This is a genomic window from Variovorax sp. Varisp36 (assembly GCF_047304235.1).
GTDB lineage: Bacteria > Pseudomonadota > Gammaproteobacteria > Burkholderiales > Burkholderiaceae_C > Variovorax.
This window is the reverse complement of record NZ_JBGLYU010000028.1, coordinates 25670-50997: the sequence shown is the minus strand read 5'-3', so window position 1 is coordinate 50997 and position 25328 is coordinate 25670. Positions and strand designations below refer to the sequence as shown.

Sequence of the window (25328 nt, the reverse complement as noted above, 5' to 3'; positions counted from 1 at the left end):
TTCGGTGCGCACCGCGGAACCGGCTTCGCCGGGCCGCCGGTGCGGCCCCCGGCGAGGGGGGAGGAGGCCACACGCAGTGGGCAAGCCTGGGGGAGAGTCATGACAAGTCCTGTGTCATCAAGGCAAGTAGGAACAGCGCGCTCTGGCAGGCCACCACGATGGCGTGGCGCTGCATGAGCTGGCGGGTGCCCTGCACGCGGTCGTCGAGCGGGCGGGGGGCGTGCTGCGACGGCGGCGGCTCGCGCAGCCCGAGGGCCGAGAGCGCGCGATCGAGCGCATCGAGCGAGGCGACGGTGCCGCGCGCGAGGCCGTCGAACAGGGCCTCGTCGAAGCGCAACCGGAACGCGAAGTAGCGCTCCAGCGCGCCGAGGATCACGACCGCGCCGAAGCCCATGGTGGCTGTGGTCGAGAGCGAGCGCAGCGTCAGCGCGAGCACCAGCGCCGAGATGCAGGTGAGCGCGAAGCCCCAGAGGGCCAGCAGCGCGATGGCGCGCAGCAGGCCCGCCAGCGCGGCGCAGGTGGTTCGTTCGTTGTCATCGGTCATGGGGCGGCACCTCCGGCAAAGGCTTGAAGGGCTCCAGCGACAGGCGCCACGCACCTCGCAGCACGATCTGCGGCCGTGCGCGGCGCACCGCGTCCTCGGCCTGGGCGACACCGCCGGCCGCGCCGTAGCGGCCCAGCCAGGCGATCGCCGCGGCCGCGCTGCGCGAGAAGCCGAGTGCGCAGCAGACCCACACTGTCGCACCATCCGCGCTGCGCCGCTGGCCTTCGATGACGGCCGCCGCGCGCTGCAGGCGCACGGTGGGCGGCACCGTGAGGTCGAGCAGCGGCACGCAGCGCGCATGCGGCACGACGGCCGGCATCTGCAGCTCGGCGCACAGGCTCACCAGCCGGGGCTGCCCGGCGGCCAGCCATTCGGCGTGCGTCGGGCGGCGGCCGAGCCGCAGGCCGGGCACCACCTCGACCGAGGCCGGCAGCCTGCGCGTCCAGAGCCAGGCGTTGACGGCAGCGCCGAGCCGGTAGGGCGCCAGCATCCAGCGCGCCGCCCAGGCCATGCGGCCATGGCCGTCCATTTGAAAGCCGCGGGCGCCGAAGCCGGCGTAGTTCAGCGCCACCAGCGCGAGCGATGCGGCCGGCCATGCGAGCCACAGCGCGACGCCGCCGCCAAGCAGCGCGGCAGCCAGGAACAGCGCCGCGCCGGCCGCATAGAACCCCGCCAGCTTCCAGCGCTGGGCGTCCCGCGTGCAGCACCATGCGCGCGGCATCGACACCACGCGCTCCAGCGGCCACAGCCACACGCAGAACAGGCCGAGCAGCGCGCCGGTCGGAATGTCGATGAAGTGGTGCTGCCACGTCGTGAGCACCGAGGCGCAGATGGCGAAGGCCCACAGGTGCAGCACCAGCCGCGCCCACAGGGGCCGAATGAACTGGCGGTACCAGTCCCACAGGATGACCGCCAGCGCGATGTGCAGCGAGGGCGCCTGATTGAACGGCTGGTCGAAGCCGCGCAGCGCATTGAACAGGAAGGCTGGTGCCCCCTCGACCGGCGGCTGCCCGAAGCTGAAGTGCAGCGGCCAGACGATGAAGCAGCTGCAGGCGATGAGCGTGGCCGTCACCAACCGCAGCGCATGCCGGTCCAGCGTGTGCCGGCTGCGCGCGAGGAACAGCGACAGCGCGTAGAAGACGTTGATCGTCCAGTACGGGAAGATCGTCCACGGCCAGAAAGGCAACTGCCGCTCCCACTCGAAAGCCATCGACGGAACGTTGGCGCGCGTGGTGGCCCACCAGTTGGCGAGGCCGTAGGTCGCATAGAACAGCGGCCCCAAGAACACCAGCCATGCGGCCGCGCGCTTCCAGGGCCGTCGTGCCGCAGAGGCGATCATTGCGCGACGCGCACCGCCAGCGACACGGTGAAGATGCCCCACTCGTCGACCCGCTGGTCGATCTTGCGGAAGCCCGCTTCCTCCACCAGCTGGTCCATCTCGTGCTGCGTGCGGCGGCGCATCACCCAGGCTTCGCCCTGGCGGTGGCTGGTGAGGGCGCGCGCGATCATCTCGAGCTGCGGGTGCCAGGGCTGACCGGTGTAGACGAGATAGCCGCGGTCTTCCACCGCATCACCCACGCCCGCGAGCGAGCGGCGCACCATCTCGTTGTCGGGGAACAGCTCGTACAAGCCCGACACCACGGCCAGCGTGGGGCGCGGCGCCACGGTGGCGAGGCTCATGCGGTCGAAGGCGTCGGCCTGCACGAACTGCGCGACGTCTTCCAGGCCCTTCTCGGCGATGAGTGCGCGGCCGTCGCGCACGTTGATGTCGCTGTAGTCGCGCAGCAGGATCGAGCTGGCCTTCACGGGGCTTGCGAGCACCGCATCGAGCACGTAGCGGCCATGGCCTGCGGCGATGTCCATCACGCGCACCTCGCGGTGCATTTCGGCCAGGCGCTCCATGGCGACGCGGATCAGCTCCTCGACGTGGATCTTGCGCTGGCGGATGCCGCGCCAGCCGATGGAGTTCAGGTAGGTGTTGTCGATGGAGCGGCCGATGGCCGAGCTGCCCTGCGGGTGGTTGCGGTACACGTAGTCGAGCGTGCTGCCGGAGTCGAAGCCGGTGGCGTGGCCCAGCTTGATGCCTTCGGACATCGTGCCGCCCAGCTTCAGCCCGGCGCGGGTCATCGCCCAGTAGGCGCCGCGCGGCGACAGGGGCGACAGCGGCTCGGACAGCGCGCGCGACTCGTCGGCCGTGTCGCCGCTCAGGTGCGCCTCGCGGCGGTCGACCGGCACGGCCGGCTCGTCGAAGCGCTGCAGGATGAATTCGCGGATCGAGGCCACCGCCGGCGCCCGGTCTTTCTCACCCAGCGTGTCGTGGAAGAAGCCCGGCAGCTCGGTCTTGGTTTTCACCGCGCTGCCCAGGCGCTCGAAGAACTGGTGCTGCGGCTTGTGGTGTACCACCCAGTCGGCGCCCGAGATCAGCAGCTGCACCGGCAGCGTGATCGCATTGGCGTCGGTCACCACGCGGTCGGCCGCCTCGTACAGGCCCAGCAGGATGTTGACCGCGATGGGGCGGGAGATCAGCGGGTCGCTCTCGTAGCTTGCGATGCGTTCGGGGTCGTGCGTGAGGAACTTCGCCTTCACGTAGCTGTTGACGAAGAACAGGCCGCGCAGCTTGTGCATCAGCCCGAGCCCGGCGCGCGCGAACGGCACATACAGCTTCACCTTGAAGGCCGGCGAGGCGAGCGTGAGACCGCGCACCTTGGGTGCGTAGTCGTGCGCCCAGGTGGCGATCAGCACCGCGCCCACGCTCTGCGCGACGACGTGGATGTCCTGCTCGGGCACGCCGTGCGCGCTGCCGATGTGCTGCACGAAGGTCTGCACGTCGCGCACCGAGGTGCCGAAGCTGGGGCTGTAGCCGCGCTGCCCGGGCGAGCGGCCGTGGCCGCGCGCGTCCCAGGCGAAGAAGTCGAAGTCGGGCAGGTCCAGCTCGTCGACCAGATGCGCCATGCGTGCACCGTGCTCATGGCCCCGGTGGAACAGCGCGATGGCGCCGCGCCGCGTGGCGCCGGTGGCCGGCCAGTGGCGGTAGAAGAGCGATTCGCCGTCGTGCGTCTGGAAGTGATGCTCGGCGGCAAGGCGTGGAGTGGTGTCGTTCATTGAATCCCTGTGATCCTTGGATCTTGTCTTGTTCAGTGGCGGCCGGCCGCGTCGGCTTCGGCCAGCGCGCGGCGGATGCGGTTGACGGTGGTCCAGGCCACCAGCGCGGCCAGCAGCGGCATCAGCCAGGCCGTCCAGCCCGGCAGCGGCCAGCCCAGCGCCACGTACAGGCCGAGCGCGCCGAACACGAAGGCCCGGTCGCTCTTGCCCAGCGGGCCGTCGTAGCGGCGCGAGGCGCCTACCGTGGGGCCCAGCGCACCGGCGAATTCGCTCAGCCCGGCCAGCACGATCACCGCGCCGACCCAGAACGGGCTGAACGGCGCCACCAGCGCAAAGGGCAGGTAGAGCGCTGCGTCGGAGACCACGTCGGTCAGTTCATTGAGAAAGGCGCCCAGCCTGCTCTGCTGGTTGTGCTCGCGCGCCAGCATGCCGTCGATGGCGTTGAAGGCCATGCGCAGGAACATCCACAGCGCAATGAGCGCGAAGGCACGCAGAGAAGGCGCCGCGAAGAAGAGCCAGAGCCCGAGCGCGACCGACACCACGCATGCCGCCAGCGTGACCTGGTTGGCGGTGACGCCCATCGCATGCAGGCGGACCACCAGCGGCCGCAACAGGGCCTGGAAACGCGGCTTCAGTTCGTAGATCGACACGTGCTGGCTTCTCCTCGCTTGTTATATGGCCGGATACACGGCCGGAGCATTCTGCCAGTGTGGCAGGCACTAAACTCGCCGTCGAAGAACCCCCTCGCAATGACCATCCAGACCGACGACTTCGCGCCCGCCCCCCAACGCGTGGTGTCCGCTGCCCCCGCTTCGCCCAACGAAGAGGCGATCGAACGGGCCCTTCGACCGAAGCTGCTCGACGAGTACGTCGGCCAGGCCAAGGTGCGCGAGCAGCTCGAGATCTTCATCGGCGCCGCGCGCAAGCGGCAGGAAGCCCTCGACCACGTGCTGCTGTTCGGCCCGCCGGGCCTGGGCAAGACCACGCTGTCGCACATCATCGCGGCCGAGCTCGGCGTGAACCTGCGCCAGACCTCCGGCCCCGTGCTCGAGAAGCCCAAGGACCTGGCCGCGCTGCTGACCAACCTTGAGCCGAACGACGTGCTCTTCATCGACGAAATCCACCGGCTGAGCCCGGTCGTCGAGGAAATCCTGTACCCCGCGCTGGAGGACTACCAGATCGACATCATGATCGGCGAGGGCCCGGCCGCGCGCAGCATCAAGCTCGACCTGCAGCCCTTCACCCTGGTGGGCGCCACCACCCGCGCCGGCATGCTGACCAACCCGCTGCGCGACCGCTTCGGTATCGTCGCGCGGCTGGAGTTCTACACGCCCGAAGAGCTGGCGCTGATCGTGCATCGCAGCGCGGGCCTGCTCAAGGTCGAGACCGACACGGCCGGCGGCTTCGAGATCGCCCGCCGCTCGCGCGGCACGCCCCGCATCGCCAACCGCCTGCTGCGCCGCGTGCGCGACTACGCCGACGTGAAGGGCAATGGCCGCATCACCGAGGACATCGCGCACAGGGCGCTCGCCATGCTCGACGTCGACCCGCAGGGCTTCGACCTGATGGACCGCAAGCTGCTCGAAGCCGTGATCCATCGCTTCGACGGCGGCCCGGTGGGGCTCGACAACGTCGCGGCCAGCATCGGCGAGGAGCGCGACACCATCGAGGACGTGATCGAGCCCTACCTCATCCAGCAGGGCTACCTGCAGCGCACGCCGCGCGGGCGCATCGCCACGCTGGCGGCGTACCGGCACCTGGGCGTGGCGCCGCCTTCGGGCCGCGCCGAGGGGCCCGATCTTTTCGGAGCTTGAACCTTATGCACACCCATGACCTGAGCGCCTGGCAGCACGATCATCATTTCGGCGCCGACACCTCTTCGGCCGAGCGCAGCACGCGCCTCGTGATGTGGATCACCGCCGCAATGATGATGGTCGAGATCGGCGCCGGCTGGTGGTTCAATTCGATGGCGCTGCTGGCCGACGGCTGGCACATGAGTTCGCATGCGCTGGCCATCGGGCTGAGCGCGTTCGCGTATGCGGCAGCACGCCGTTATGCGCGCGACCCGCGTTTCGCCTTCGGCACCTGGAAGATCGAGGTGCTCGGCGGCTTCGCGAGCGCGCTGGTGCTGCTGGGCATCGCGGTGCTGATGGTGGCCGGCTCGCTGGAGCGGCTGTGGTCGCCTTCGGCGATCCTCTACCCCGAAGCCATTTCGGTGGCAGTGCTGGGGCTGGTGGTCAACCTGGTCTGCGCGCGGCTGCTGGGCGGGGCGCATCACCACCATCATCACGGGCACGACCACGGACATGGGCACGACCACGACCACGACCATGCACACGGCGATCACGGCCACGATCTGAACCTGCGCTCTGCCTACCTGCACGTCGTCGCCGACGCCGCCACCTCGGTGCTGGCCATCGCGGCGCTGCTCGGCGGCTGGTTCTACGGCTGGGCCTGGCTCGACCCGGCGATGGGCATCGTCGGCGCGGTGCTGGTGGCGGTCTGGGCCAAGGGGCTGCTGAAGCAAACCGGCAAGGTGCTTCTCGACCGCGAGATGGACCACCCCGTCACCGGAGAAATCCGCGAAGGCGTCGAGACGATGCTGGCCGGTTCGAAGACGCGCGTGGCCGACCTGCATGTGTGGCGCGTGGGGCGCGACGCCTATGCCTGCGCGCTGACGGTGGTGACGCATTCGCCCACGCTGACGGCCGACGAGGTGCGCGCCTGCTTCTCGATGCACGAGGAAATCCGCCACTCGACGGTCGAAATCCAGCGCTGCGTGGATTGAGTGGGTCTTGCTCCTTCCCGTTCCGGGGGAGGGAGAAATGCGAAGCCAAGGGCCAGTCACGCGTCACCGGAGTGTCACGGCAGCGCCATCATGCGGTCACGCCGCGGTGGGAGCCTACCCGTCCATGCAACGCGACGACGCTTTCCTTCGCGCATGGCGCGACACCGCGACCCGGGCCCTCGACCCGGAGGACGACGATCGCGCTCGTCCACCCCTGCAATTCCGTACCCTGTGGATCTCCGACCTGCACCTGGGCACGCCCGGCTGCCAGGCGCGTGCGCTGCTCGACTTCCTGAAGCACACCGAGTGCGAAACCCTGTTCCTGGTCGGCGACATCATCGACGGCTGGCAGCTCAAGCGGCACTGGTACTGGCCGCAGGCGCACAACGACGTGATCCAGAAGCTGCTGCGCAAGGCGCGCAAGGGCACGCGCGTGATCTTCATTCCGGGCAACCACGACGAGTTCGCGCGCAAGTACCTGCACCACAACTTCGGCGGCATCGACGTGGCCGATGAATGGATTCATGAAACCGCCGACGGCCGCAAGCTGTGGATCATCCACGGCGACCTGTTCGACGGCGTGATCCAGTGCGCCAAGTGGCTCGCCTACGTGGGCGATTCGCTCTACGAATTCACGCTCAAGCTCAACCGCCACCTCAACTCGCTGCGCGCACGCATGGGGCTGCCGTACTGGTCGCTTTCGAAGTACCTCAAGGGCAAGGTCAAGCGCGCGGTGAGCTACGTGGGCGACTTCGAAATGGCCGTGGCCCGCGAAGCCCGCAAGCGCGGCGCGCAGGGCGTGGTCTGCGGTCACATCCACCACGCCGAGATGCGCGACATCGACGGCATCCTCTACTGCAACGATGGCGACTGGGTCGAGAGCCTGACCGCGCTGGCCGAGCATGCCGACGGCACGCTGGAAATCATCGACTGGGCAAAGCACATGCCCGTGCCGGCGAAAGCCGTGCCGCAGCGCGAACCCGTCGCGACCTGAACGACGCGCTCAGCCCTTGCGGGCCGGGCCGTCCGCCGTATGGCCGAGCTGGTCGCGCCAGGTGTCGTAGTGCCTGAACATGCTCTTGCCCAGTTCGTCCATCCACAGCCACCAGGCCAGGGCGAGGTTCTCGGGCCCAGGAGGTTCCGCTGCTTCCCGCAGCGCAGGGGCCGGTGGTTCGGGCAGTTCGTAGTCGCACAGCCGTTCGACGCTGGCATGCGAGAAGCCGGGAATGACAGAGCTCAAGGTTGCTTCCTTCGAAGGTGGCGCACTTTTTCTGTGACGCCCGGAACGACTCCCGTACGAATTGAAACATCTGCCGGCGCGGCGGGATATCGGACTATCCCGAGTAAATGAAAACAAAAGTCTGCGCTAGTGATTGGCGCGAAGCGCGGCTCATCGCGTGCGCATTCGTCGCTTCCGACGATGCCTGCGGGGCGCCTGGGCGCCAAGATGGCGCCACACGGCAGGCGTTCCGCGCGGAGCCGAAGGAGACGAGGCATGGCGGGTCCACTGCAGGGGTTGCGGGTCATCGAGATGGCGGGCATCGGCCCCGGCCCGTTCTGCGCGATGCTGTTCGCCGACATGGGCGCGGAGGTGATCCGCATCGCCCGCCCGGGCACGCAGCCCGATGCGCATGACATCCTCGCGCGCGGCCGCAGCACGCTGCAGACCGACCTGCGCGCGGAAGGCGCGGCGCAATCCGTGCTCGATGCCGTCGAGAAGGCCGACGTGCTCATCGAAGGCTTCCGCCCCGGCGTCATGGAGCGGCTGGGCCTCGGCCCCGCGCCCTGCCATGCGCGCAATCCGCGCCTGGTCTACGGCCGCATGACCGGTTGGGGCCAGCACGGCCCGCTGGCGCATGCCGCGGGGCACGACATCAACTACATCGCCATCAGCGGCGCACTGCATGCCATCGGCCGCGCGGGCGAGCCGCCCGTGCCGCCGCTCAACTACGTGGGCGACTTCGGCGGCGGCGCGATGCTGCTGGCCTTCGGCATCCTCGCCGCGCTGCACGAGGCGAAGCAGTCGGGGCAAGGGCAGGTGGTCGATGCCGCCATGGCCGATGGCACGGCGCTGCTGTCGGCCATGATGTACGGCCTCAAGTCGGCCGGCCGGTGGAGCAACCAGCGCGGCGAGAACATGCTCGACGGCGGCGCGCATTTCTACGACACCTACGCCTGCGCCGACGGCAGGTACGTGGCCGTGGGCGCCATCGAGCCGCAGTTCTACGCGCTCCTGCGCGAGCGCTGCGGCATCGCCGACGACCCCTCCTTCGACGCGCAGATGGACGCCGACCGCTGGCCGCTGCTCAAGCTGCGCATGGCCGACCTGTTCCGCACCCGCACGCGCGACGAGTGGTGCGTGCTGCTCGAGGGCAGCGACGCCTGCTTCGCGCCCGTGCTCGATTGGGACGAGGCCCCAGAACATCCGCACAACGTGGCGCGCGGCACCTTCGCCAACGTGGGCGGCGTGGTGCAGCCCGCGCCCGCGCCGCGTTTCAGCCGCACCGCGCCGGTCGTGCCTCCGGCCGCCGCGCGCGACGACGGCGAGACCGTGCTGCGCCGCTGGGGCGTGGCGGCCCACGCCATCGCACCGCTGTGCGCTTCCTGACGAAGCAAGCCGACGACAAACGAAGAAAGGCGACATGGCCATCGATTTCCGCCGCTCCTGGAGCGATGAAGACCTGGAGCTGTACCGCGACAACGTGGTGCGCTTCATCGAAACCGAAGTGCTCCCGCACGACGAGGAAGCCCGCAGGCGCGGCCACGTGGGCCACGAGGTCTGGCGCAAGGCCGGCGCGCTCGGCCTGCTGTGCGCGGACATTCCCGAGCAATACGGCGGCGCCGATGGCGACTTTCGCCATGAAGCCGTGTTCTACGAGGAGATGTCGCGCCGCGCGCTCACCGGCATGGCCAGCTCGGTGCACAGCATCGTGGCGCACTACTTCCTCAACCACGGCACCGAGGCGCAGAAGCGCAGCTATCTGCCGCGCATGGCGCGCGGCGAGTTGGTCGGCGCCATCGCCATGACCGAACCCGGCGCAGGCTCCGACCTGCAGGGCGTGCGCACGCGCGCCGAGAAGAAGGACGGCGGCTATGTCGTCAACGGCTCCAAGACCTTCATCACCAACGGCTTCCTGGCCGGCGTGGTGCTGGTGGTGTGCAAGACCGACCCGACGCAGGGCGCCAAGGGCACCTCGATCCTCATCGTCGAGACCGAGGGTTGCAAGGGCTTCCGCGTGGGCCGCGTGCTCGACAAGATCGGCATGAAGGCGCAGGACACCTCCGAGCTCTTCTTCGACGACGTGCGCGTGGGCGCCGACGCGCTGCTCGGCGGCGTCGAGGGCCAGGGCTTCTTCCAGCTCATGAGCGACCTGCCCTATGAGCGCACCATCATCGGCCTGAGCGCGCTGGCCGCCATGGAAGGCGCCTACCAGGCCACGCTGGACTACGTGCGCGATCGCAAGGCCTTCGGCAAGCCGATCGCCGAATTCCAGAACACCCGGTTCAAGCTGGCCGAGATCGCCACGCAGATCAAGGTGGGCCGCGCCTTCATCGATCGCTGCGTGGAAGACCTCGTGGCCGGCAGGCTCGACACCGCCACCGCCTCGATGGCCAAGCTCTGGGGCTCGGAGGCGCAAGGCCGCGTGATAGACGAGTGCCTGCAGCTGTTCGGCGGCTACGGCTTCATGAACGAGTACATGGTGGCGCGCATGTACGCCGACGCGCGGGTGCAGCGCATCTACGGCGGCACCAACGAGATCATGAAGGAGGTGATTTCGAGGGCGTTGTGAGCAGCGCGTTCAGGAGAGCCGTCGGATCTCCGCCCGCGCAATTTCGCGGTGGTGGTACGACGGCGAGAGGCCGATGAACTGCGTGTACTTCTCGCGTGCCGCATCGGGATGGCCCGCGTCTTCCAGCTCCAGCGCTTCCAGCGTGAACTGGGTGAAGAGCCGGTTGGCATCGTTCTCGCGCGGCGAAGCGGCCAGCGACCCGGGCTGCAGCTCGGGCTGCGCGGTGTAGATCTTCCGCTGTACCTCGATCACCTCGATCAGCGCGCGGCCGATGCGCTGGATGTTCTCGTCCACGGGACCGAGATCGGTCGCCCGCACATCCGCCGCGGCCTGGTCCAGCAGGTGCGAGGCCACGCGCAGCAAGCGGTGAAGCTGCTTGTATTTCATGGGCGGGCCGCTCCGTGCATGCGGCTGCCACTGGTTTTCGCCGCTTCCGCGAAGCCGTTTTCTTGCAGCACTCTCATCCGCCGGCCCGTTTCGCGCCGGAGGCCGTGCGCTGCGAGGCCGCAGTCGCCGCGGCTTCCTCGGTGCGCTGCTTGTCGGCGAGCTGGCGCTCCCGCTCGGCGATGGCCAGGCTCTTGGCCACGTCGGTGCCGTGCACCTTCACCGAGAACGCCTTGCTCACGCTGCCCTTGCCCGTGGTGTAGGTGATGGCCAGCCAGTAGCCGGGATGGTTCGGCTTGGGCGTCTTGAAGTGGACACCGCTCACGCCGCTGGTGTTGTTGCGCCGGGTGATCTCCGACTTCGAGCGCTTGGCCGTGCGCGGCCCGGGCGCATGGGCCGACAGCCCCATGCGGATCGCCTCCTCGGCCGGGTGTATGCGCGCCAGCCCCGTCATGCGCTTGAGCTGCTGCGCGCGCTCCTGGACCGCCAGCGCCTGCGCGGCGTCGCCCAACTCCGCGACGGGGAAGTCGGTGCGAAGGATTTCGTCCGGTGCGATGTAGGTCTTGGCCATCCACGCCCGCACCCGGCCGCCCGGTGCCAGGTGGTGGAACACGCCTGGCACGCCGGTGCTGTTGTTGGCGCGGCGCTTCTCGGCCCGCACGCGGCGCGCCTGTGGCGGCACGTTGCGCACGATGAAGTCGCGCCAGTCCTGCGCATGGAGCAGCGCCTGCTCCGCGCCGCCATAGCTGGCCTTGCCGAACAGGCGGTGGTGGCGAACACCGTTGCGTACGATGGAAACTTCGAAACCCCAGGGCCTGGAGTAAATGCCATACATGGCTGCCGGATTGGGGATTCCTTTGGGCATTCTCGACGTGATGCTGCTCTCAGCGGTGCTGATTCCGATGGACTCCCCGAGTTGCCTGCCGCTCGTTGGCGCACGCATTTCGCAGCTATTTTGGCCGAAGCGCAATGACAACTCCGCGGAGGCAGTCATGCACCGGAAAATGCAGAAAAAGGGCCTCACTGCTGCGGCCTCGCCTCGACGGCGGCCTGGCCGTGCCGGCTGGCCCCCCGCCGAAGGGAAGGGGCGAGCGTGCCGGTGTCAGGCATCAGCTTCTGCTCGAGTTGGCGCTCGCGCTCCTCGATGGCCAGCAGCTTGGCCTTCTCGGGGCCGTGCTCCTTGATGGAGAAAGCCTTGCTCACGCTGCCCTTGCCCATGGTGTAGGTGATGGCGAGCCAGTAGCCCGGGTGGCCGGGGTTGGGCGCCTTGAAGTGCACGCCGCTCACGCCGCTGGAATTGGTGCTGCGCTTGATCTCGGACTTCGAGCGCTTGGGCGACAGCAGCCCGGCGGGAAAGGCCGGCGGGCTCTTGCGGATCGTTTCCTCGGCCGGATGCAGCCTGGCCAGCCCGGCCATGCGTTCCAGCTGCCGTGTCCGCTCCTCGACGGCCAACTCCTGCGCGGCCTCACCCACCGCGTTCACCGGAAAGTCGGTGCGCAGGATCTCGTCGTGCCCGATGTAGGTCTTGGCGACCCAGGCCCGCACTCTGCCGTCCGAGGCGATCTGGCAGAAGACGCCGGACACGCCGGTGTTGTTGTTGATCCGCAGCTTCTCGGCCCGGGTGCGCCGCGGCACCGGCGGCACGCTGCGCACGATGCCGTCGCGCCAGTCCTGCGCCTGCAGCAGCGCCTGCTCCTCGCTGCCGTAGCTGGCGCGGCCGAACTGCTTGAAGTAGCGCGTGCCGTTGCGCACGATCGACACCTCGAAGCCCCAGGCACGGCGATAGATGCCGTACATGGCGGCAGGATTCGGGGTTCCTTTGGGCATGGTGGCTCCGGCTTTCGCCGCTCCCTTACTCGCTATCTGTTGCCTGCTGTCGCGGCAGTTGGAAGACTCTGACCTCTGGAGGAATCCTAGGGATTGGCCAATGGCCGGGGAATCACCGGAATCAGTAGTAATCGAGGGGCGCCGGAGTGAGTCATCCTGGACAAGGTTGCCGGCCCTGCAAAACGGCCGCGACGCACGGGCAGAGTCCGCCTAGCGGATCACCCCGAGCTTGCGCGCAATCGCCACCGCCTGCGTTCGGCTCTTCGCATCCAGCTTCATGTTGATGTTGCGCAGGTGCGTGCGCACCGTGCTGTCCGACACGAACAGCTTTTCCGCCATCGCGTTGTTCGAGTACCCCTCGGCCAGCAACTGCAGCACGCGGATCTCCTTGCGGGTCAGCGGCTCCTTCATCGCATCGGCCGCGGGTGTTTCCACCTCGCCACTGCCGGCCGGCCCGGCCGCTTGCAGCAGCCGCTGCAGGTGATCGGCGAGTATCGGATCGCTGCTGCCGCGCGTGCCCTCCTGCATGGCCGCCGCATAACGGTGCAACAGCGTGCCCACCACCGGGCCTTCATCGAGGATCAGCCGCATGAATCCTTCCTGGCTCGCCGCCTGCAGCACCTCGCCGATCTGCTCGATCGCGGCGGCCGCGTCGCCGATGCGTTGCAGCGCCAGCGCGCGCAGCACCCTGAGCTTGAGCGCGCGCCGGTTGCGGGCCGAGGCCAGCGCCGCATGCAGCTCGGCGTCGAGCGCGCCCAGTGCCGCGCGCGCATCGCCGAAGGCGATTTCCCAGCGGGCCTTTGCCAGCGCGAGGTAGTCGAGGTCGTGCGCAGGCAGGCGCTGCCGCCGCTCGCTGTCCCACAGCGCGGGGTCGTCGGCGCGCAGCAGTTCGTCGCGTGATGCGGGACCGTTGCCCTGCAGAAGCAGCATGCGCGATCGCTCCAGCTTCGCGCCCGCCACCACGCGCGGCAGCTGCCGGTGGTGCCCCAGGTATTCGAGCTCGGTCAGCGCCTGGAACGCGGCGTCGATGTCGCCCGCATGGAACGCGAGCCGCGAGCGCATCACGTGGCTCAGGATCATGTGGTCCGGCAGGCCCACGTCGCGCGCCAGCGGCAGGTACACGTTCAGCAAATGCTCGGCCTGCACCAGCTGGTTGGTCTCGTACACGGCGCCCGCGTAGAGCACGCCCGCCCACGCATTGCCGTGGCTGTGGTTGTACGACACCGCATGCGTCGAATCGACCGCCATGCGCAGCCGCGCGGTGGCCTGTCGCAAGCGGCCTTCCTGCAGGTCGAACAGCCCGGCCAGCGACTCGGTGTACATGCGGTTGAAGGTGCTGTTGCCCTGCTCGCGCCGCGCCGCGTCGAGCAGGCGCCGCGCCTCGTGCGGGTCGCCGCGCACGGCCAGGATGTGGGCCATGGCGTTGAGCAGCACGCTGTCGGCGAAGGCCAGGCCGGTGGGCAGGCGCGCCAGGCTCTGGCGGCCGGCCTCGTAGGCCTCGTCGTGGCGGTCCTGCATCGCCAGCAGCAAGGGCACCAGCGTGTGGGCGCTTGCACGCACCTCGGCGATGGGGCTGTCGAGGCAGCCTGACTTTTCGAGCTGGCGCATCGCGTCCCACGGGCCGTGCGTGAAGCAGGTGGCCCACAGCGAGATGGGCTGCAGGAACGGATGCTCGCGCAGCTGGTGTTCGGGAATGGCAGAGAACCAGCGTGCCAGCATGCGCATGCGGCCCTGCTCCAGGAACTGCGTCGCGTAGCTGTCGAGCAGGGTCAGCGCATACGGATGGTCACCGCCTTCGATCGCGTGGTCGATGGCGGGCACGGGGCGGTCGTGCGACTCGTACCAGCCCGAAGCCGCGAGGTGCAGGCGCTCCAGCTCGCCGGGCAGTTCGCGCGCCAGCTGCGCGCGCAGGAAGTCGGCAAACAGGCTGTGATAGCGCCATGCACCGCCGTCGCCGCTCACGGGCGTGAGGAACAGGTTCGACGCGGCCAGCCGTTCGAGGATGGCCGCGCAGTCCACGCGCGGGCACAGCGCCTGGCACACCGATGCATCAAGCTGCCGCAGGATGCTGGTGCGCAGCAAGAAGTCGCGGATGTCCTTCGGCTGGTGCGCGAGCACGTCTTCGGCCAGGTAGTCGGCCACGGCGCGGTCCGAGCCCGAGAAGCGTTCGACAAAACCGGTCCCGGTGCCATGCCGCTGCAGCGCCATCGACGCGAGCCAGATCGCGGCCACCCAGCCTTCGGTCTTGCGGTGCAGCTGCGACAGCATCTCGGCCGGCAGCACCTGGGCCGCATGCAACTGGCGCAGCCCGAAGAAGGCGCTGGTCTCCTCGAGGCTGAAGCGCAGGCGGTCGGTGTCGATCTCCATCAGCTGGCCGCGCGCGCGCAGCCGCCCCAGGCCCAGGTCGGGCAGGCTGCGCGAGCCGATCACGATCTGCCCGCCGCGCGGCAGGTGCTCGACGATCTCGCGCACCACGCCCAGCACCGCCGGCTCCTGCACCCTTTCGAAGTCGTCGAGGAACAGCGTGAAAGGCGAGTCGTGCGCGGCCAGTGCGGCCACCGCATCGAAGGGCGCGTTGGCGCGCGGCTCTTCCACGCCCATGCGCTGCACGGCTTCGGCCAGGCAGTGGAGAAAGCGCGAGACGTCGTTGTCGGCGCGGTCCAGCGTGAGCCATGCCGTGGCCACGCCCTGCGCCTCCCTGCGCTCGCGGATCTGCGCCATGGCCGTCGTCTTGCCGAAGCCGGCCGGCGCCCGCACGAGCACCAGCTTCACGGCCGCCGCGGCGATCTCCTCGCCGATGGCCGTGCGCGGCACCTGCGTGGCGACGAAGGCCGGTGGGTTGAGCTTGGTTTCGAGAATCCGGGGTGTGGGGGACTGCATGCGGAGGCGAAATCCCGTCGTTTCCGACGATGTGTGCGGTCGATTCTGCTTCCTAAACTGGCGGGGGACAAACCCGCAAAGACACCTCAAGGACACCCAGAGATGCAACTCGATTCCAGCATTGGCGCCGTTGTCACCGGCGGTGCCTCGGGCCTCGGCGCCGCCACAGCGCGCCGCCTTGCCGGCCATGGCGTGAAGGTCGCGCTGTTCGACCTCAACGCCGAACAGGGCGAGGCCCTGGCGAAGGAACTGGGCGGCGTGTTCTGCAAGGTCGACGTCACCTCCGAAGAGCAGGTCGATGCGGCGTTCGCCAGGGCGCGCGCGGCGCACGGCCAGGAGCGCGTGCTCGTCAACTGCGCCGGCACCGGCAATGCCGTGAAGACCGCGAGCCGCGACAAGACGACGGGCGAGATCAAGCACTTTCCGCTCGCGAACTTCGACCGCATCATTCAGATCAACCTCGTCGGCACCTTTCGCTGCATCGCCAAGTCGGCGGCCGGCATGCTCACGCTCGGCATGCTGGAAGACGGCGAGCGCGGTGCCATCGTCAACACCGCCTCGGTGGCTGCGCAGGACGGGCAGATGGGACAGGCCGCCTACACCGCATCGAAGGCCGGCATCGTCGGCATGACGCTGCCCATCGCTCGCGACTTGATGGGCGAGGGCATCCGCGTGAACACCATCCTGCCGGGCATCTTCGACACGCCGCTGCTGCAGGGCGCACCCGACAACGTGAAGGCCGCGCTGGCGGCATCGGTGCCGTTCCCCCAGCGGCTGGGCAAGCCGGCGGAGTACGCCACGCTGGCGGAGCTGATGATCACCAACGGCTATTTCAACGGCGAGAGCGTGCGGCTCGATGGGGCCATTCGCATGGCGCCGCGCTGAACCGAACCACCTTGCGAACACAGGAGAACCCCATGCCCGAAGCATTCATCGTCGCCGCCGCGCGCACCGCCGGAGGCCGGCGCAACGGCCGCCTTGCCGGCTGGCACCCGGCCGACCTCGCCGCGCAGGTGCTCGACGCCCTGGTGGCGCGCACCGGTGCCGACCCCGCGCTGGTCGAGGACGTCATCATGGGCTGCGTCGGCCAGGCCGGCGAGCAGGCATCGAACGTCGCGCGCAACGCGGTGCTGGCCTCGCGCCTGCCCGAGTCGGTGCCGGCCACCTCGGTCGACCGGCAGTGCGGCTCGTCGCAGCAGGCGCTGCATTTCGCGGCGCAGGCCGTGATGTCGGGCAGCATGGACATCGTCATCGCCGCCGGCGTGGAAAGCATGACGCGCGTGCCGATGGGCCTGCCCACCACGCTGCCGCTGAAGAACGGCCTGGGCTTCTACGTGAGCCCTTCGATGCAGAAGCGCTACCCCGACGTCCAGTTCAGCCAGTTCACCGGCGCCGAGATGATCGCCAGGAACTACGGCATCGAGAAAGACGAGCTCGACCGCTATGCTCTCGAAAGCCACCGGCGCGCCATCGCCGCCACCCGGGCCGGCCACTTCGAGCGCGAGATCGTGCCCGTGGCGGTGCGCATGGCCGACGGTTCCGAAAACGGCGAGCAGCACACCACCGACGAAGGCATCCGCTACGACGCAACGCTGGAGAGCATCGCGGCCGTCAAGCTCATCGCCGAAGGCGGGCGCTGCACGGCGGCCACCGCCAGCCAGATCTGCGATGGCGCGAGCGGCCTGATGGTGGTGAACGAGCGCGGCCTGAAGACGCTGGGCGTGGAGCCGCTGGCGCGCGTGCACCACATGAGCGTGATGGGCCACGACCCGGTCATCATGCTGGAGGCGCCGCTGCCCGCCACGCAGCGCGCGCTGAAGAAGGCGGGCATGAAGATCGACGACATCGATCTCTACGAGGTGAACGAGGCCTTCGCGCCGGTACCGCTGGCCTGGCTGCAGGTGCTGGACGCCGACCCGGCCCGGCTGAACGTGAACGGCGGCGCGATCGCGCTGGGCCATCCGCTCGGCGCGTCGGGCACCAAGCTGATGACCACGCTGGTCCATGCGCTGGGCCAGCGCGGCAAGCGCTATGGCTTGCAGACCATGTGCGAAGGCGGGGGGATGGCCAATGTGACCATCGTCGAGCGGTTGTGAACCTGGGGCGAGCGCGTCATTCGCGGTTCCGTTCGCATGTTGCATATGGCTCCGATTGGATGGCATCGACAGCTTCGGCCAGCACCCAATCGTCGTGACCGGGTTCCACGGTGATCCTGGTCACACGCGTCGTGAGTCCGTGCATCAGTTCATCGCAGAGATGCGCATAGTTGGCCCAGAACCGATGCATGCCGCTCTCGCCTCGCAACCCATGGCGATGCGCGTAAGGTGTTTGTTCCAGGTACGCGGCAACCTTGCGCGTCCAGTCCGAACCACGGTGCGCTGCAGTCGCGCGCGAGTGGCGCTCTGCGTCCTCCGGTCGCAGGTAGATGAAGACCGGCCGCAGGGGGCTCAGGATTCCCTCGAATCTCCCGAAGTAATCGTCGATGTCGGTCCGGTTCTGCTCCATCATGAACCGCACCGTGCTTTGGAATGCGCTGCCTTCAAGGATGTTCAAGGTGCTGTCCGATCGCACCTCGTCAGCGAAGCGTTGCCAACCCTGGAGGCAACGCGAGGGATAGTCCGCCTCCAACCTTGCCGCATTCAGCGAATGGGGATGCACTGGATGATCCGCCGCCTCTTCCAGATACCACCTGCTCGCGCAGCCTTCCTGCAACGCGAGTGCGCACAGGCGTTCCGCCAGCGTGGTCTTGCCCGTTCCCGGCAGGCCTTCGATGAGCACCAGGCGCATGCTGCGATCACTTCGCAAGATACGCCTCGACCGCCGGACCCCACAGCCCTTGCTGCACGATCAGCATGTGCCCGTTCGTGCCGGGCTCCAGCGCATAGGTCTCGAAGGTGCCCTTGCCGCCAGCTGCCGTGAAGGCTTCGAAATTCTTCCGGCTGTGCGCCATCGCATAGAAGCTGTCTTTTTCGCCATACAGCCAGAGCGTGGGACGGGGAAAGGCGGCGCCGCGCGTGAAGCTCACGGGGTTGATCGCATCCGCGGTGCCATCGGGGCACTGGTCGCTCATCCAGCCGCCGACGAAATTGATGGCGCCCTGGAACACGCCGGGTCGGGTGCCGGCATAGGCGATCGCGAGGATGCCGCCGCGCGAGTGGCCGGCGATCTCCATGCGCTTCGTGTCCACGTCGGGGTTCTTCTGCAGCGATGAGACGGCGGCGTCGACATCGGCAAGCGCGTGGTCGAAGCCGGCCAGCGACAGGGCCGGGTCGCAACTGTAGTGCTCGCGCTTGGGGGTGAAGCCTTCGTCATACAGCCCGTCCGACTGGCCACGTCCGCGCCGCTGTGGAAACGCCACAAGCCAACCTCGCTGCGTGAACCACTTGGCGAGGCGCTCGGGCGCCCAGGTGTCCTTGAACAGCGCCGGCTTGTTGCCCATGCCCGTGGAGCCGTGGTTGAACACCACCGTAGGAAAGGGCCCTGCGCCTTCGGGCTTGTAGATCACCATCTCCAGCGTGACGGGCGCACCGCCTTCAATGAAGGGCGTGGGCACGCGAACGGTGCTGCGCTCCTGTGCCCAGCAGGATGCCGCGGCGAAGGCGAGCGAGGCGGCAAGGAGAATGAGCTTTTTCATTGGCGTGCACGTCCCTGGTGTTTCGCCGCATTCTGCCCGTGCCGCCTGAAGCTTCTATGCCGATGGCCGCGCCGCCTCCTTCGCGCCCCATCGAGCCACACCGCTCGCCAGCACGATCCCCGGCACCACCAACGCCAAAGCCAGCAGCACCGCACCGGTGACCGGCTCGTTCATGCAGGCCGCCGCGCCCAGTGTGGTCAGCACCGGCACCAGCGCCGCCGATAGCGAGGCGCGTGGTGCACCCAGCCGCACGACGGCCGCCATGTAGACAACCAGCCCGAGCAGTCCCGCGACCACGCCTTGCGTCGCGGCTTGCAGCGCGACATCGGGCCATGGCGCACTGAGCAGCCGCGGCGCGCCGACGGTCGACAGCACAGGCAACAGCAGCAGCGCCGACCATCCGTTCACGAACGCCGCGCCCTGCCACGGCGTGAGCCCGCAGTGCGCGAACGCGAGCGAGTGCACCGCCCACAGCATGGCCGCGGTCAGAAAGAGCAGGTCACCGCGCCAGTCGAGCGAGCCGCCGCGAAAACTCCCCGCAGCAAACAGCGCCATGCCGATGGCAATGCACGCCAGCCCGGCAAGCCTGATGCCTTCGACCTTCTGTCCCTTGTGCAGCCACGCGCCGATGGCGGTGAAAAGCGGCAGGCTGCCCGCCATGAAGATGCCCATGTGGCTCGCGGGGGCCCATTGGGCACCGGCCAGCACCAGCAGCCCGAAGGGCAGGCCGCCGCCGGCGACGAGCAGCACGAGCGCAACGCGCGAGGCCTTCGGTGCGATGCGTCTCTTCTTGCCGAACCACAGCGGCGCCAGCAGCAGGGCAGGAATGCCATAGCGCATCAGCGCCAGCTCCATTGGCCCGAGCGTGGTGGTCACGCCGTGGCGCGAGACGAGTTGCCAGGCGCTGCCGATGACGGCTGCGGCCAGCGCGGCGAGCAGGCCGGCGAAAAGATTGCGATCCATCGTGGCGAGTCTCGCGACCGCGCCGCGCGGCGGCTATCAAATTCGTGCGCTGGCCAGCATGCGGCGGGCTTCGCCCATCGTGACGCCCACATCGCGCCGGAACACCGCGCCCAGGTGGCTCTGGCTGCAATAGCCGAGGTCGTGCGCGATGCCCGCGAGGTCGCGGTCGCCATCGGCCAGCCGCTCCATGGCGGCAGCGAGGCGCAGATGTTGCCGGTACTGATGAAGGCTCAAGCCAGTCTGCTGCCGGAAGCTGCGCGCCAGGTGAAACGGCGAGCGCGAGACCGCATCGGCCACGTCGCGCATCGAAAGCTTCGCCTCGCAGTCGGCGGTTTCCGCGAGCAGCCGCTTGACGCGTGCGACCGCACCCGTCAACGGCGCCTGCCGGCGTGACATGCCGAGTTCATCGACCAGCGAAAAGATGGCATCTGCAGCCGCGTCGCCCGCGCGAAGCTGCCGCTGCGCCGAATGAACGCGGTACAGCGACCGAGGTGACAACAGGAAGAACGCCGGCGCTGCATCCGCGCGAGGCAAGCGGTGCTGGCTGACCACCATGCTGTGCCTGGCCGCGCGTGCCGCGAGCCGCAGCTGATAGACCATCGCGTCGTCGAAGTGCATGGCGGTGAGTCCGTCGGCCAGCCATGTGCCGTCGCCCGAGCGTACGTCGAGCACGGTGCGGCCTGCCGGGAAAATGATGCGTCGCGATTCCAGGGTGTAGAGCGCGCTCCAGTCAGGTCCCTGCTGCGCATGGGAACGCACGTGCTCGACCGTGAATTCGTGTCCGGTGTAAAGAAGGGTGCGTTCCTGGGGCATGGCGGGATTTTGCGCGCCGAGCCATCACGCAAACGGAAACGGTCCGTCCATCGTCCCGATGTGGCTCACATGGCTCACCATGCCGTGCGCTTCACTCCACAGATGCAGCATGCAGCCCGGTCGGCCCATGTACGAGGCAGGCGCCGCGCTGGCGTCCAGCTGCAGCGCGATCTCCGTCGTGCTGCTCGGGCACGAACACACGACCGTACCCGCCCAGCGCCGCAGCATGGTGCGGTGCACGTGGCCGCACAGCACCAGCTCGATGTTGTCGACGCTGCGCACGATGGCTTCGAGCGGCGCCGTGTCCATGCAGCGGTATGCGTCCATGTAGGGAATGCCGCTCACGAAAGGCGGGTGATGGAGCATCAGCAGCGTCGGCTTGATGCGGTCGGCTTCGAGCGTGCGGCGCAGCCACGCCAGGCCCTGCGCATCGACATTGCCATGGTGAAGCCCGGGAATGCATGAATCCAGCGCCACGATGCGCACGGGATGGTCGTCAATGCAGTAGTGCAGCGCGCCTTCGGCCGGCAGGTAGGCATGGTCCGCGAAGGCTGCACGAAAGTTCTCGTGGTGGTCGTGGTTGCCGGGGATCACGAGATACGGAATCGACAGCTTCGCGAGCAGGCGCCGCACCTGCGCGTATTCCTCGGGCCGGCCTTCGTCGACGAGATCGCCTGTCAGCAGCACCAGGTCGGGCCGGCGATTGAGCGCGTGCAGGTGGTCGATGGCTTCCTCGAACATGCGGTTCGAATCGGCCACGCCCTGGTAGAGCTGGCCGGCGGGGCGGACGTGGGGGTCGGAGATCTGTGCGATGAGCATGCGGCGCCTTGCTTGCGGATGCCACATCATCAAGCACGATCGGTTCCCCCCGCGGATTCAGATACCGACGAACTCCGCCACGTCGGCCAGCGGCGCGCGTTCGGTCACCAGCGCATCGAGCGGCCGGCTGCGGTCCGCGTAGCCGATGGCCATGCCCGTGAACAGCATGCGTTCGGGCGGCAGCGCGATGAAGCGGCCCACGGTCTGCGGGTAGATCGCCCAGCATTCCTGCGGGCAGCTGTCGAGCCCTTCGCCGCGCAGCAGCAGCATCACGTTCTGCAGCATCATTCCCAGGTCCGACCACTGCGGCGGGCCCATGCGGCGGTCGACGCTGCAGAACAGCGCGAGCGGCGCGCCGAACAACTGGTAGTTGCGCGCAAACCATTCGCGGCGCGCGGCCTTGTCCTCGCGCGGAATGCCCAGGCGCGCATACATCGCCTCGCCCACGGCGAAGCGGCGGTCGCGGTAGGGCGCGACGAGTTCGCGCGGGTAGATGTCGTACTCGCTGCCTTCGCCGGCAGGTGCCTCCTGCACGCGCGTGCGCATGATCGCCTTGAGTTCGGCAAGCCTCTCGCCGCCCACCACGTGCAGGTGCCAGGGTTGCAGGTTGCCGCCCGAGGGCGCGCGCAGCGCCTGCTCGACAACGCGGCGGATGACGTCGCCGGGCACCGGCGTGTCGAGAAAATCGCGCACCGAGCGGCGGGTGGCGATAGCGTCCTGAACGTTCATGCAATGGTCCTCTTGAGGGAGATGCTAGGGGCAACCTTCGCGGGTCCTCAATCGTCCGTTTCGACGATGCGTCGCGGCATGGTGCCTGCCTAGCATCGCCCCAGCGTACAGGAGACAAGACCCATGTTCGGATTGATGCAAGACCGCCCGCTGCTGATCTCGTCGCTCATCGACTACGCAGCCACCTTTCATCCGAAAGCCGAAGTCGTCGGCCGCACCGTGGAGGGGCCGGTGCACCGCACCAACTACGCGGAGATACAGCGCCGTGCCAAGCAGGTGGCCAATGCGATGACGGTGCTGGGCATCGAACCGGGCGACCGCGTCGGCACGCTCGCGTGGAACACATGGCGCCACCTCGCGCTGTACTTCGGCGTGTCGGGTTCGGGCGCGGTGCTGCACACGGTGAATCCGCGGCTCTTTCCCGAGCAGGTCGACTACATCGTCAACCATGCCGAAGACAAGGTGCTGTTCTTCGACACCACCTTCGCGCCGCTGGTCGAAAAGCTCGCGCCGGCGCTGAAGTCGGTGCGCGCCTTCATCGCGATGACCGACCGCGCGCACATGCCGGCCATCGACGTGCCCAACCTGCTGTGCTTCGACGAGCTCGTGGGCTCGCAGAGCGAGCAGTACGAGTGGCCCGAATTCGACGAGCGCACCGCCTCGTCGCTCTGCTACACCTCGGGCACCACGGGCAATCCGAAGGGCGTGCTGTATTCGCATCGCTCCACCGTGCTGCACTCGCTGATGGAGTGCGCGCCCGACACCTTCGGCGTCAACTCGCAGATGACGCTGCTGCTCGCAGTGCCGATGTTCCACGCCAACGCATGGGGCATGCCTTATGCGGCGGCGATGACCGGCATGAAGCTGGTCATGCCCGGCCCGCACATGGACGGCCAGAGCCTCTACGAGCTGATGCGCGACGAGAAGGTCGGCTTCTCGCAGGCCGTGCCCACCATCTGGCTCATGCTGTTCCAGTACTTCGACGCCCACCCTGAAATCGACACCCGCGCCATCGGCCTGAAGCGCATCGGCGTGGGTGGCGCGGCCACGCCGCGCAGCATGATCGAGCGCTTCGAGCGCGACTTCGGCGCCGACTTCGTGCAGGGCTGGGGCATGACCGAGACCAGCCCCATCGGCGTGATCGGCAACCTGCTGCCCAAGCACCTGTCGATGCCGAAGGAAGAGCAGACGCGCGTGAAGATGCGCCAGGGCCGAGGCGTGTGGGGCGTGGAGCTGAAGATCGTCGGCGAGGACGGCCAGCGTCTGCCGCACGACGGCAAGGCCTTCGGCCACCTGCACGTGCGCGGCCCGTGGATCGCGAGCGGTTACTTCAAGGGCGAGGGCGGCCCGGTGCTCGATGCCGAAGGCTTCTTCCCGACCGGCGACGTCGCCAACATCGACGAGGACGGCTACGTGCAACTGGTCGATCGCGCGAAGGACGTCATCAAGTCGGGCGGCGAATGGATTTCTTCCATCGAGCTCGAGAACGCCGCGAGCACACACCCGGCCGTGGCCGAGGCGGCGGTGATCGGCGTCGCGCACCCGAAGTGGCAGGAGCGACCGCTGCTCATCGTGGTCAGGCGCGCGGGTGTCGAAGTCACTCGCGAGGAACTGCTTACTTTCCTCGCGGAGCGCGTCGTGAAGTGGTGGCTACCGGATGACGTGGCTTTCGTCGACAGCCTGCCGCATACAGCCACCGGCAAGCTGCTGAAGACCAGGCTGCGCGAACAATTCAAGGGCTACGTCGCGACGGCATCTCTTTGACAGTTCGATGACTTGTTCGGGTTTTCTGTGGACAACTCTGTGAGTTGTGGGTGGAGGCGAAGAGGCGAAGCGAGAGCTGGCGTGGGTTCCCATCACGTTGCCTGTTGAATAGGCATCGCGCTGGCGGGGAAGGGGAAAGGGCGTGGATGTATGCAAAGAGAGACGGGCATGCGAGGGGCGATGCGCGCGGCGTTAGGCATTTCGTACTGATTCGACGAGGAGGGCTTGCGCCACCGCCTTCGATTGACAGCGGATGCCACTCACCGGACATCGCTTCGGCGGCTCCTGAGCGCTTCGCTTGGGATGCTGCCCGCCGGCATCGAAGGCTGGTGCGACCCTGCGTATTCCCGATACCGCGAAATTACTTGGTGCCCCGCGCAAGCTGCGCTCGCCCGAACGGCGTGATGCGCCGGATCACCGCCAGCTCCTGCGGCTCGCTGCTGCTCTTCCACGCCAGCGCGGGGCTGATCGCCGCATCGACGAACCCGGCCTGCTTCAGGGCTTCGATGCAGTTGATTTGCTGCGGGTCCTGCACGCGAAGCGGGAATGTCGAGCGTTCGATCGCGCGCAGGTAGTCCAGGGGCTCGGGGCCGGCCCTTGCGATCTTCGGTGCGGCCCCGACCCTGCCGCGGCCGCGCAGGTTGCCGATCTCGGCATGCCCCTCGTCGGTGATGCAGACCACCAGCGCCGCCTGCGCCAGCCTGTAGCTGCCCCCGGTGTCGAAAGCCGGGTCGATGGAGGCCTCGATGAGGCCGGTCGCTTTCAGGACGGAAACGCGTCGCACGTCCTGCGCGTCGGTCACATGCATCGGCAGGCGAGCATGCTCCAGCTGGAGAAGGTAACTGAGTGGCACCGAAGATCCCCTGTCTACGTCCCCCTCCGCTATCGATGCCGCGTCATGCCGCCCAGCCGAACAGGGACTGCAAGAACCTCCCCTGATTCCTGGACAACTCAGGCGCCCCCGAACAAACCACCCTTCCGAAAGGGTGGTGGCCGAAAAGGGTTTGATTGTGAATATTTATTCTTTCCGGCGATTCTTGTGGACCGCCCGGGCGGGCGCCATCACCGAAACTGGGTATGCCCGTTGGCCAGATGGCGGGCGTACCCGGGGAGGGCCCGCGCCGGCGCTGCCGGGCTGGAGAATCAGGCGTGCCCCACAAGGAAAAAAGCCTTGCAAGTCGTTGACTTGCAAGGCTTTTCGTTTTGTTGGTGGCTCTTCACGGACTCGAACCGCGGACCTGTGGATTATGATTCCATCGCTCTAACCGACTGAGCTAAAGAGCCGTCAGT

24 protein-coding genes and 1 tRNA gene are annotated in these 25328 nt (G+C 68.1%); 8 read left to right on the top strand and 17 right to left on the bottom strand.

Annotated elements, in window-relative coordinates:
• Positions 1-97: 97 nt before the first annotated feature.
• Genes ACCD11_RS17555 through ACCD11_RS17540 form a run of 4 tightly spaced genes read right to left on the bottom strand, consistent with a single transcriptional unit; the run spans position 98 to position 4296 of the window.
• A complete protein-coding gene (locus ACCD11_RS17555; protein ID WP_413314847.1) occupies positions 98-544 on the bottom strand; it encodes a hypothetical protein in 447 nt (148 codons plus the stop codon).
• Positions 534-1883, bottom strand: coding sequence for a phosphatase PAP2/dual specificity phosphatase family protein (locus ACCD11_RS17550; protein WP_413314846.1), 1350 nt, complete (start codon positions 1881-1883; stop codon positions 534-536). The genes ACCD11_RS17555 and ACCD11_RS17550 overlap by 11 nt, the downstream gene beginning before the upstream one ends.
• On the bottom strand, positions 1880-3646 hold the full coding sequence (locus ACCD11_RS17545; protein WP_413314844.1) for a bifunctional alpha/beta hydrolase/class I SAM-dependent methyltransferase: 1767 nt from the start codon (positions 3644-3646) through the stop codon (positions 1880-1882). Before ACCD11_RS17545 ends, ACCD11_RS17550 begins: the two co-directional genes overlap by 4 nt.
• Before the next feature lie 32 nt (positions 3647-3678).
• On the bottom strand, positions 3679-4296 hold the full coding sequence (locus ACCD11_RS17540) for a CDP-alcohol phosphatidyltransferase family protein (protein WP_413314843.1): 618 nt from the start codon (positions 4294-4296) through the stop codon (positions 3679-3681).
• Positions 4297-4395: 99 nt separating this feature from the next.
• Here ACCD11_RS17540 and ruvB point away from each other — a divergent pair, with 99 nt between their 5' ends.
• The 3 genes from ruvB (at position 4396) to ACCD11_RS17525 (ending at position 7428) form a co-directional block, all read left to right on the top strand.
• The gene (gene ruvB / locus ACCD11_RS17535; RefSeq protein WP_042672563.1) at positions 4396-5460 is read left to right on the top strand and encodes a Holliday junction branch migration DNA helicase RuvB; all 1065 of its coding nucleotides are present in this window, start codon (positions 4396-4398) and stop codon (positions 5458-5460) included.
• A 5-nt stretch (positions 5461-5465) separates the two neighbouring features.
• A complete protein-coding gene (dmeF, locus tag ACCD11_RS17530) occupies positions 5466-6434 on the top strand; it encodes a CDF family Co(II)/Ni(II) efflux transporter DmeF (RefSeq protein ID WP_413314842.1) in 969 nt (322 codons plus the stop codon).
• 124 nt (positions 6435-6558) lie between these two features.
• A complete protein-coding gene (locus ACCD11_RS17525) occupies positions 6559-7428 on the top strand; it encodes a UDP-2,3-diacylglucosamine diphosphatase (RefSeq protein WP_413314841.1) in 870 nt (289 codons plus the stop codon).
• 9 nt (positions 7429-7437) lie between these two features.
• Here ACCD11_RS17525 and ACCD11_RS17520 read toward each other — a convergent pair whose 3' ends face one another.
• Entirely contained in the window at positions 7438-7674 is a 237-nt protein-coding gene (locus tag ACCD11_RS17520) for a hypothetical protein (RefSeq protein WP_413314840.1), read from the bottom strand.
• 255 nt (positions 7675-7929) lie between these two features.
• Between ACCD11_RS17520 and ACCD11_RS17515 the strand changes: the two genes are divergently transcribed.
• Together ACCD11_RS17515 and ACCD11_RS17510 are read left to right on the top strand one after the other, a co-directional pair.
• Positions 7930-9042, top strand: a complete 1113-nt coding sequence (locus ACCD11_RS17515; RefSeq protein ID WP_413314839.1) for a CaiB/BaiF CoA transferase family protein — start codon at positions 7930-7932, stop codon at positions 9040-9042.
• A gap of 34 nt (positions 9043-9076) precedes the next feature.
• Complete coding sequence (locus ACCD11_RS17510; RefSeq protein ID WP_413314838.1) at positions 9077-10225, top strand: acyl-CoA dehydrogenase family protein; 1149 nt, start codon at positions 9077-9079, stop codon at positions 10223-10225.
• Between the two features lie 9 nt (positions 10226-10234).
• Here the strand turns inward: ACCD11_RS17510 and ACCD11_RS17505 are convergent, their stop codons facing one another.
• The 4 genes from ACCD11_RS17505 to ACCD11_RS17490 all read right to left on the bottom strand — a co-directional run bounded on the left by ACCD11_RS17505 (position 10235) and on the right by ACCD11_RS17490 (position 15316).
• Positions 10235-10612, bottom strand: a complete 378-nt coding sequence (locus tag ACCD11_RS17505; protein WP_007828879.1) for a hypothetical protein — start codon at positions 10610-10612, stop codon at positions 10235-10237.
• Between the two features lie 73 nt (positions 10613-10685).
• A complete protein-coding gene (locus ACCD11_RS17500) occupies positions 10686-11474 on the bottom strand; it encodes an AP2 domain-containing protein (protein WP_413314837.1) in 789 nt (262 codons plus the stop codon).
• A gap of 155 nt (positions 11475-11629) precedes the next feature.
• Positions 11630-12436, bottom strand: coding sequence for an AP2 domain-containing protein (locus ACCD11_RS17495; protein WP_413314836.1), 807 nt, complete (start codon positions 12434-12436; stop codon positions 11630-11632).
• Between the two features lie 210 nt (positions 12437-12646).
• A complete protein-coding gene (locus tag ACCD11_RS17490; RefSeq protein WP_413314835.1) occupies positions 12647-15316 on the bottom strand; it encodes a LuxR C-terminal-related transcriptional regulator in 2670 nt (889 codons plus the stop codon).
• Positions 15317-15418: 102 nt separating this feature from the next.
• On the opposite strand from ACCD11_RS17490, the gene ACCD11_RS17485 reads away from it, so the two are divergent.
• Complete coding sequence (locus tag ACCD11_RS17485; RefSeq protein WP_413314834.1) at positions 15419-16201, top strand: SDR family NAD(P)-dependent oxidoreductase; 783 nt, start codon at positions 15419-15421, stop codon at positions 16199-16201.
• Between the two features lie 32 nt (positions 16202-16233).
• The gene (locus tag ACCD11_RS17480; RefSeq protein WP_413314833.1) at positions 16234-17412 is read left to right on the top strand and encodes an acetyl-CoA C-acetyltransferase; all 1179 of its coding nucleotides are present in this window, start codon (positions 16234-16236) and stop codon (positions 17410-17412) included.
• A gap of 16 nt (positions 17413-17428) precedes the next feature.
• On the opposite strand, the gene ACCD11_RS17475 is transcribed toward ACCD11_RS17480, so the two are convergent.
• Genes ACCD11_RS17475 through ACCD11_RS17450 form a run of 6 tightly spaced genes read right to left on the bottom strand, consistent with a single transcriptional unit; the run spans position 17429 to position 22274 of the window.
• Positions 17429-18103, bottom strand: a complete 675-nt coding sequence (locus ACCD11_RS17475; protein ID WP_413314832.1) for a hypothetical protein — start codon at positions 18101-18103, stop codon at positions 17429-17431.
• Between the two features lie 7 nt (positions 18104-18110).
• Complete coding sequence (locus ACCD11_RS17470) at positions 18111-18950, bottom strand: dienelactone hydrolase family protein (protein ID WP_413314831.1); 840 nt, start codon at positions 18948-18950, stop codon at positions 18111-18113.
• A gap of 54 nt (positions 18951-19004) precedes the next feature.
• Positions 19005-19913, bottom strand: coding sequence for a DMT family transporter (locus ACCD11_RS17465; protein ID WP_007828894.1), 909 nt, complete (start codon positions 19911-19913; stop codon positions 19005-19007).
• Positions 19914-19949: 36 nt separating this feature from the next.
• Entirely contained in the window at positions 19950-20726 is a 777-nt protein-coding gene (locus ACCD11_RS17460; protein ID WP_413314830.1) for a helix-turn-helix domain-containing protein, read from the bottom strand.
• 24 nt (positions 20727-20750) lie between these two features.
• Complete coding sequence (locus ACCD11_RS17455; protein WP_413314828.1) at positions 20751-21545, bottom strand: phosphodiesterase; 795 nt, start codon at positions 21543-21545, stop codon at positions 20751-20753.
• A 57-nt stretch (positions 21546-21602) separates the two neighbouring features.
• The gene (locus tag ACCD11_RS17450; RefSeq protein ID WP_007828897.1) at positions 21603-22274 is read right to left on the bottom strand and encodes a nitroreductase; all 672 of its coding nucleotides are present in this window, start codon (positions 22272-22274) and stop codon (positions 21603-21605) included.
• 123 nt (positions 22275-22397) lie between these two features.
• Here ACCD11_RS17450 and ACCD11_RS17445 point away from each other — a divergent pair, with 123 nt between their 5' ends.
• Positions 22398-24038, top strand: a complete 1641-nt coding sequence (locus tag ACCD11_RS17445; protein WP_413314827.1) for a 3-(methylthio)propionyl-CoA ligase — start codon at positions 22398-22400, stop codon at positions 24036-24038.
• Positions 24039-24399: 361 nt separating this feature from the next.
• Here ACCD11_RS17445 and ACCD11_RS17440 read toward each other — a convergent pair whose 3' ends face one another.
• Together ACCD11_RS17440 and ACCD11_RS17435 are read right to left on the bottom strand one after the other, a co-directional pair.
• Entirely contained in the window at positions 24400-24846 is a 447-nt protein-coding gene (locus ACCD11_RS17440; protein WP_413314826.1) for a hypothetical protein, read from the bottom strand.
• 399 nt (positions 24847-25245) lie between these two features.
• Positions 25246-25322 (bottom strand) — tRNA-Met (locus tag ACCD11_RS17435).
• Positions 25323-25328: the final 6 nt, after the last annotated feature.

What these genes read in the sequence shown, in the direction of transcription:
- ACCD11_RS17490 (WP_413314835.1), bottom strand. Translation starts at nt 15,316, where the DNA reads ATGCAGTCCCCCACACCCCGGATTCTCGAAACCAAGCTCAACCCACCG.
- ACCD11_RS17460 (WP_413314830.1), bottom strand. Translation starts at nt 20,726, where the DNA reads ATGCCCCAGGAACGCACCCTTCTTTACACCGGACACGAATTCACGGTC.
- ACCD11_RS17485 (WP_413314834.1), top strand. Translation starts at nt 15,419, where the DNA reads ATGCAACTCGATTCCAGCATTGGCGCCGTTGTCACCGGCGGTGCCTCG.
- ACCD11_RS17515 (WP_413314839.1), top strand. Translation starts at nt 7,930, where the DNA reads ATGGCGGGTCCACTGCAGGGGTTGCGGGTCATCGAGATGGCGGGCATC.
- ruvB (WP_042672563.1), top strand. Translation starts at nt 4,396, where the DNA reads ATGACCATCCAGACCGACGACTTCGCGCCCGCCCCCCAACGCGTGGTG.
- ACCD11_RS17510 (WP_413314838.1), top strand. Translation starts at nt 9,077, where the DNA reads ATGGCCATCGATTTCCGCCGCTCCTGGAGCGATGAAGACCTGGAGCTG.
- ACCD11_RS17500 (WP_413314837.1), bottom strand. Translation starts at nt 11,474, where the DNA reads ATGCCCAAAGGAATCCCCAATCCGGCAGCCATGTATGGCATTTACTCC.
- ACCD11_RS17440 (WP_413314826.1), bottom strand. Translation starts at nt 24,846, where the DNA reads ATGCATGTGACCGACGCGCAGGACGTGCGACGCGTTTCCGTCCTGAAA.
- ACCD11_RS17465 (WP_007828894.1), bottom strand. Translation starts at nt 19,913, where the DNA reads ATGGATCGCAATCTTTTCGCCGGCCTGCTCGCCGCGCTGGCCGCAGCC.
- ACCD11_RS17455 (WP_413314828.1), bottom strand. Translation starts at nt 21,545, where the DNA reads ATGCTCATCGCACAGATCTCCGACCCCCACGTCCGCCCCGCCGGCCAG.
- ACCD11_RS17550 (WP_413314846.1), bottom strand. Translation starts at nt 1,883, where the DNA reads ATGATCGCCTCTGCGGCACGACGGCCCTGGAAGCGCGCGGCCGCATGG.
- ACCD11_RS17445 (WP_413314827.1), top strand. Translation starts at nt 22,398, where the DNA reads ATGTTCGGATTGATGCAAGACCGCCCGCTGCTGATCTCGTCGCTCATC.
- ACCD11_RS17475 (WP_413314832.1), bottom strand. Translation starts at nt 18,103, where the DNA reads ATGCGCCTGGTGCTCATCGAAGGCCTGCCGGGAACGGGCAAGACCACG.
- ACCD11_RS17525 (WP_413314841.1), top strand. Translation starts at nt 6,559, where the DNA reads ATGCAACGCGACGACGCTTTCCTTCGCGCATGGCGCGACACCGCGACC.
- ACCD11_RS17450 (WP_007828897.1), bottom strand. Translation starts at nt 22,274, where the DNA reads ATGAACGTTCAGGACGCTATCGCCACCCGCCGCTCGGTGCGCGATTTT.
- dmeF (WP_413314842.1), top strand. Translation starts at nt 5,466, where the DNA reads ATGCACACCCATGACCTGAGCGCCTGGCAGCACGATCATCATTTCGGC.
- ACCD11_RS17505 (WP_007828879.1), bottom strand. Translation starts at nt 10,612, where the DNA reads ATGAAATACAAGCAGCTTCACCGCTTGCTGCGCGTGGCCTCGCACCTG.
- ACCD11_RS17495 (WP_413314836.1), bottom strand. Translation starts at nt 12,436, where the DNA reads ATGCCCAAAGGAACCCCGAATCCTGCCGCCATGTACGGCATCTATCGC.
- ACCD11_RS17545 (WP_413314844.1), bottom strand. Translation starts at nt 3,646, where the DNA reads ATGAACGACACCACTCCACGCCTTGCCGCCGAGCATCACTTCCAGACG.
- ACCD11_RS17470 (WP_413314831.1), bottom strand. Translation starts at nt 18,950, where the DNA reads ATGAAAAAGCTCATTCTCCTTGCCGCCTCGCTCGCCTTCGCCGCGGCA.
- ACCD11_RS17555 (WP_413314847.1), bottom strand. Translation starts at nt 544, where the DNA reads ATGACCGATGACAACGAACGAACCACCTGCGCCGCGCTGGCGGGCCTG.
- ACCD11_RS17480 (WP_413314833.1), top strand. Translation starts at nt 16,234, where the DNA reads ATGCCCGAAGCATTCATCGTCGCCGCCGCGCGCACCGCCGGAGGCCGG.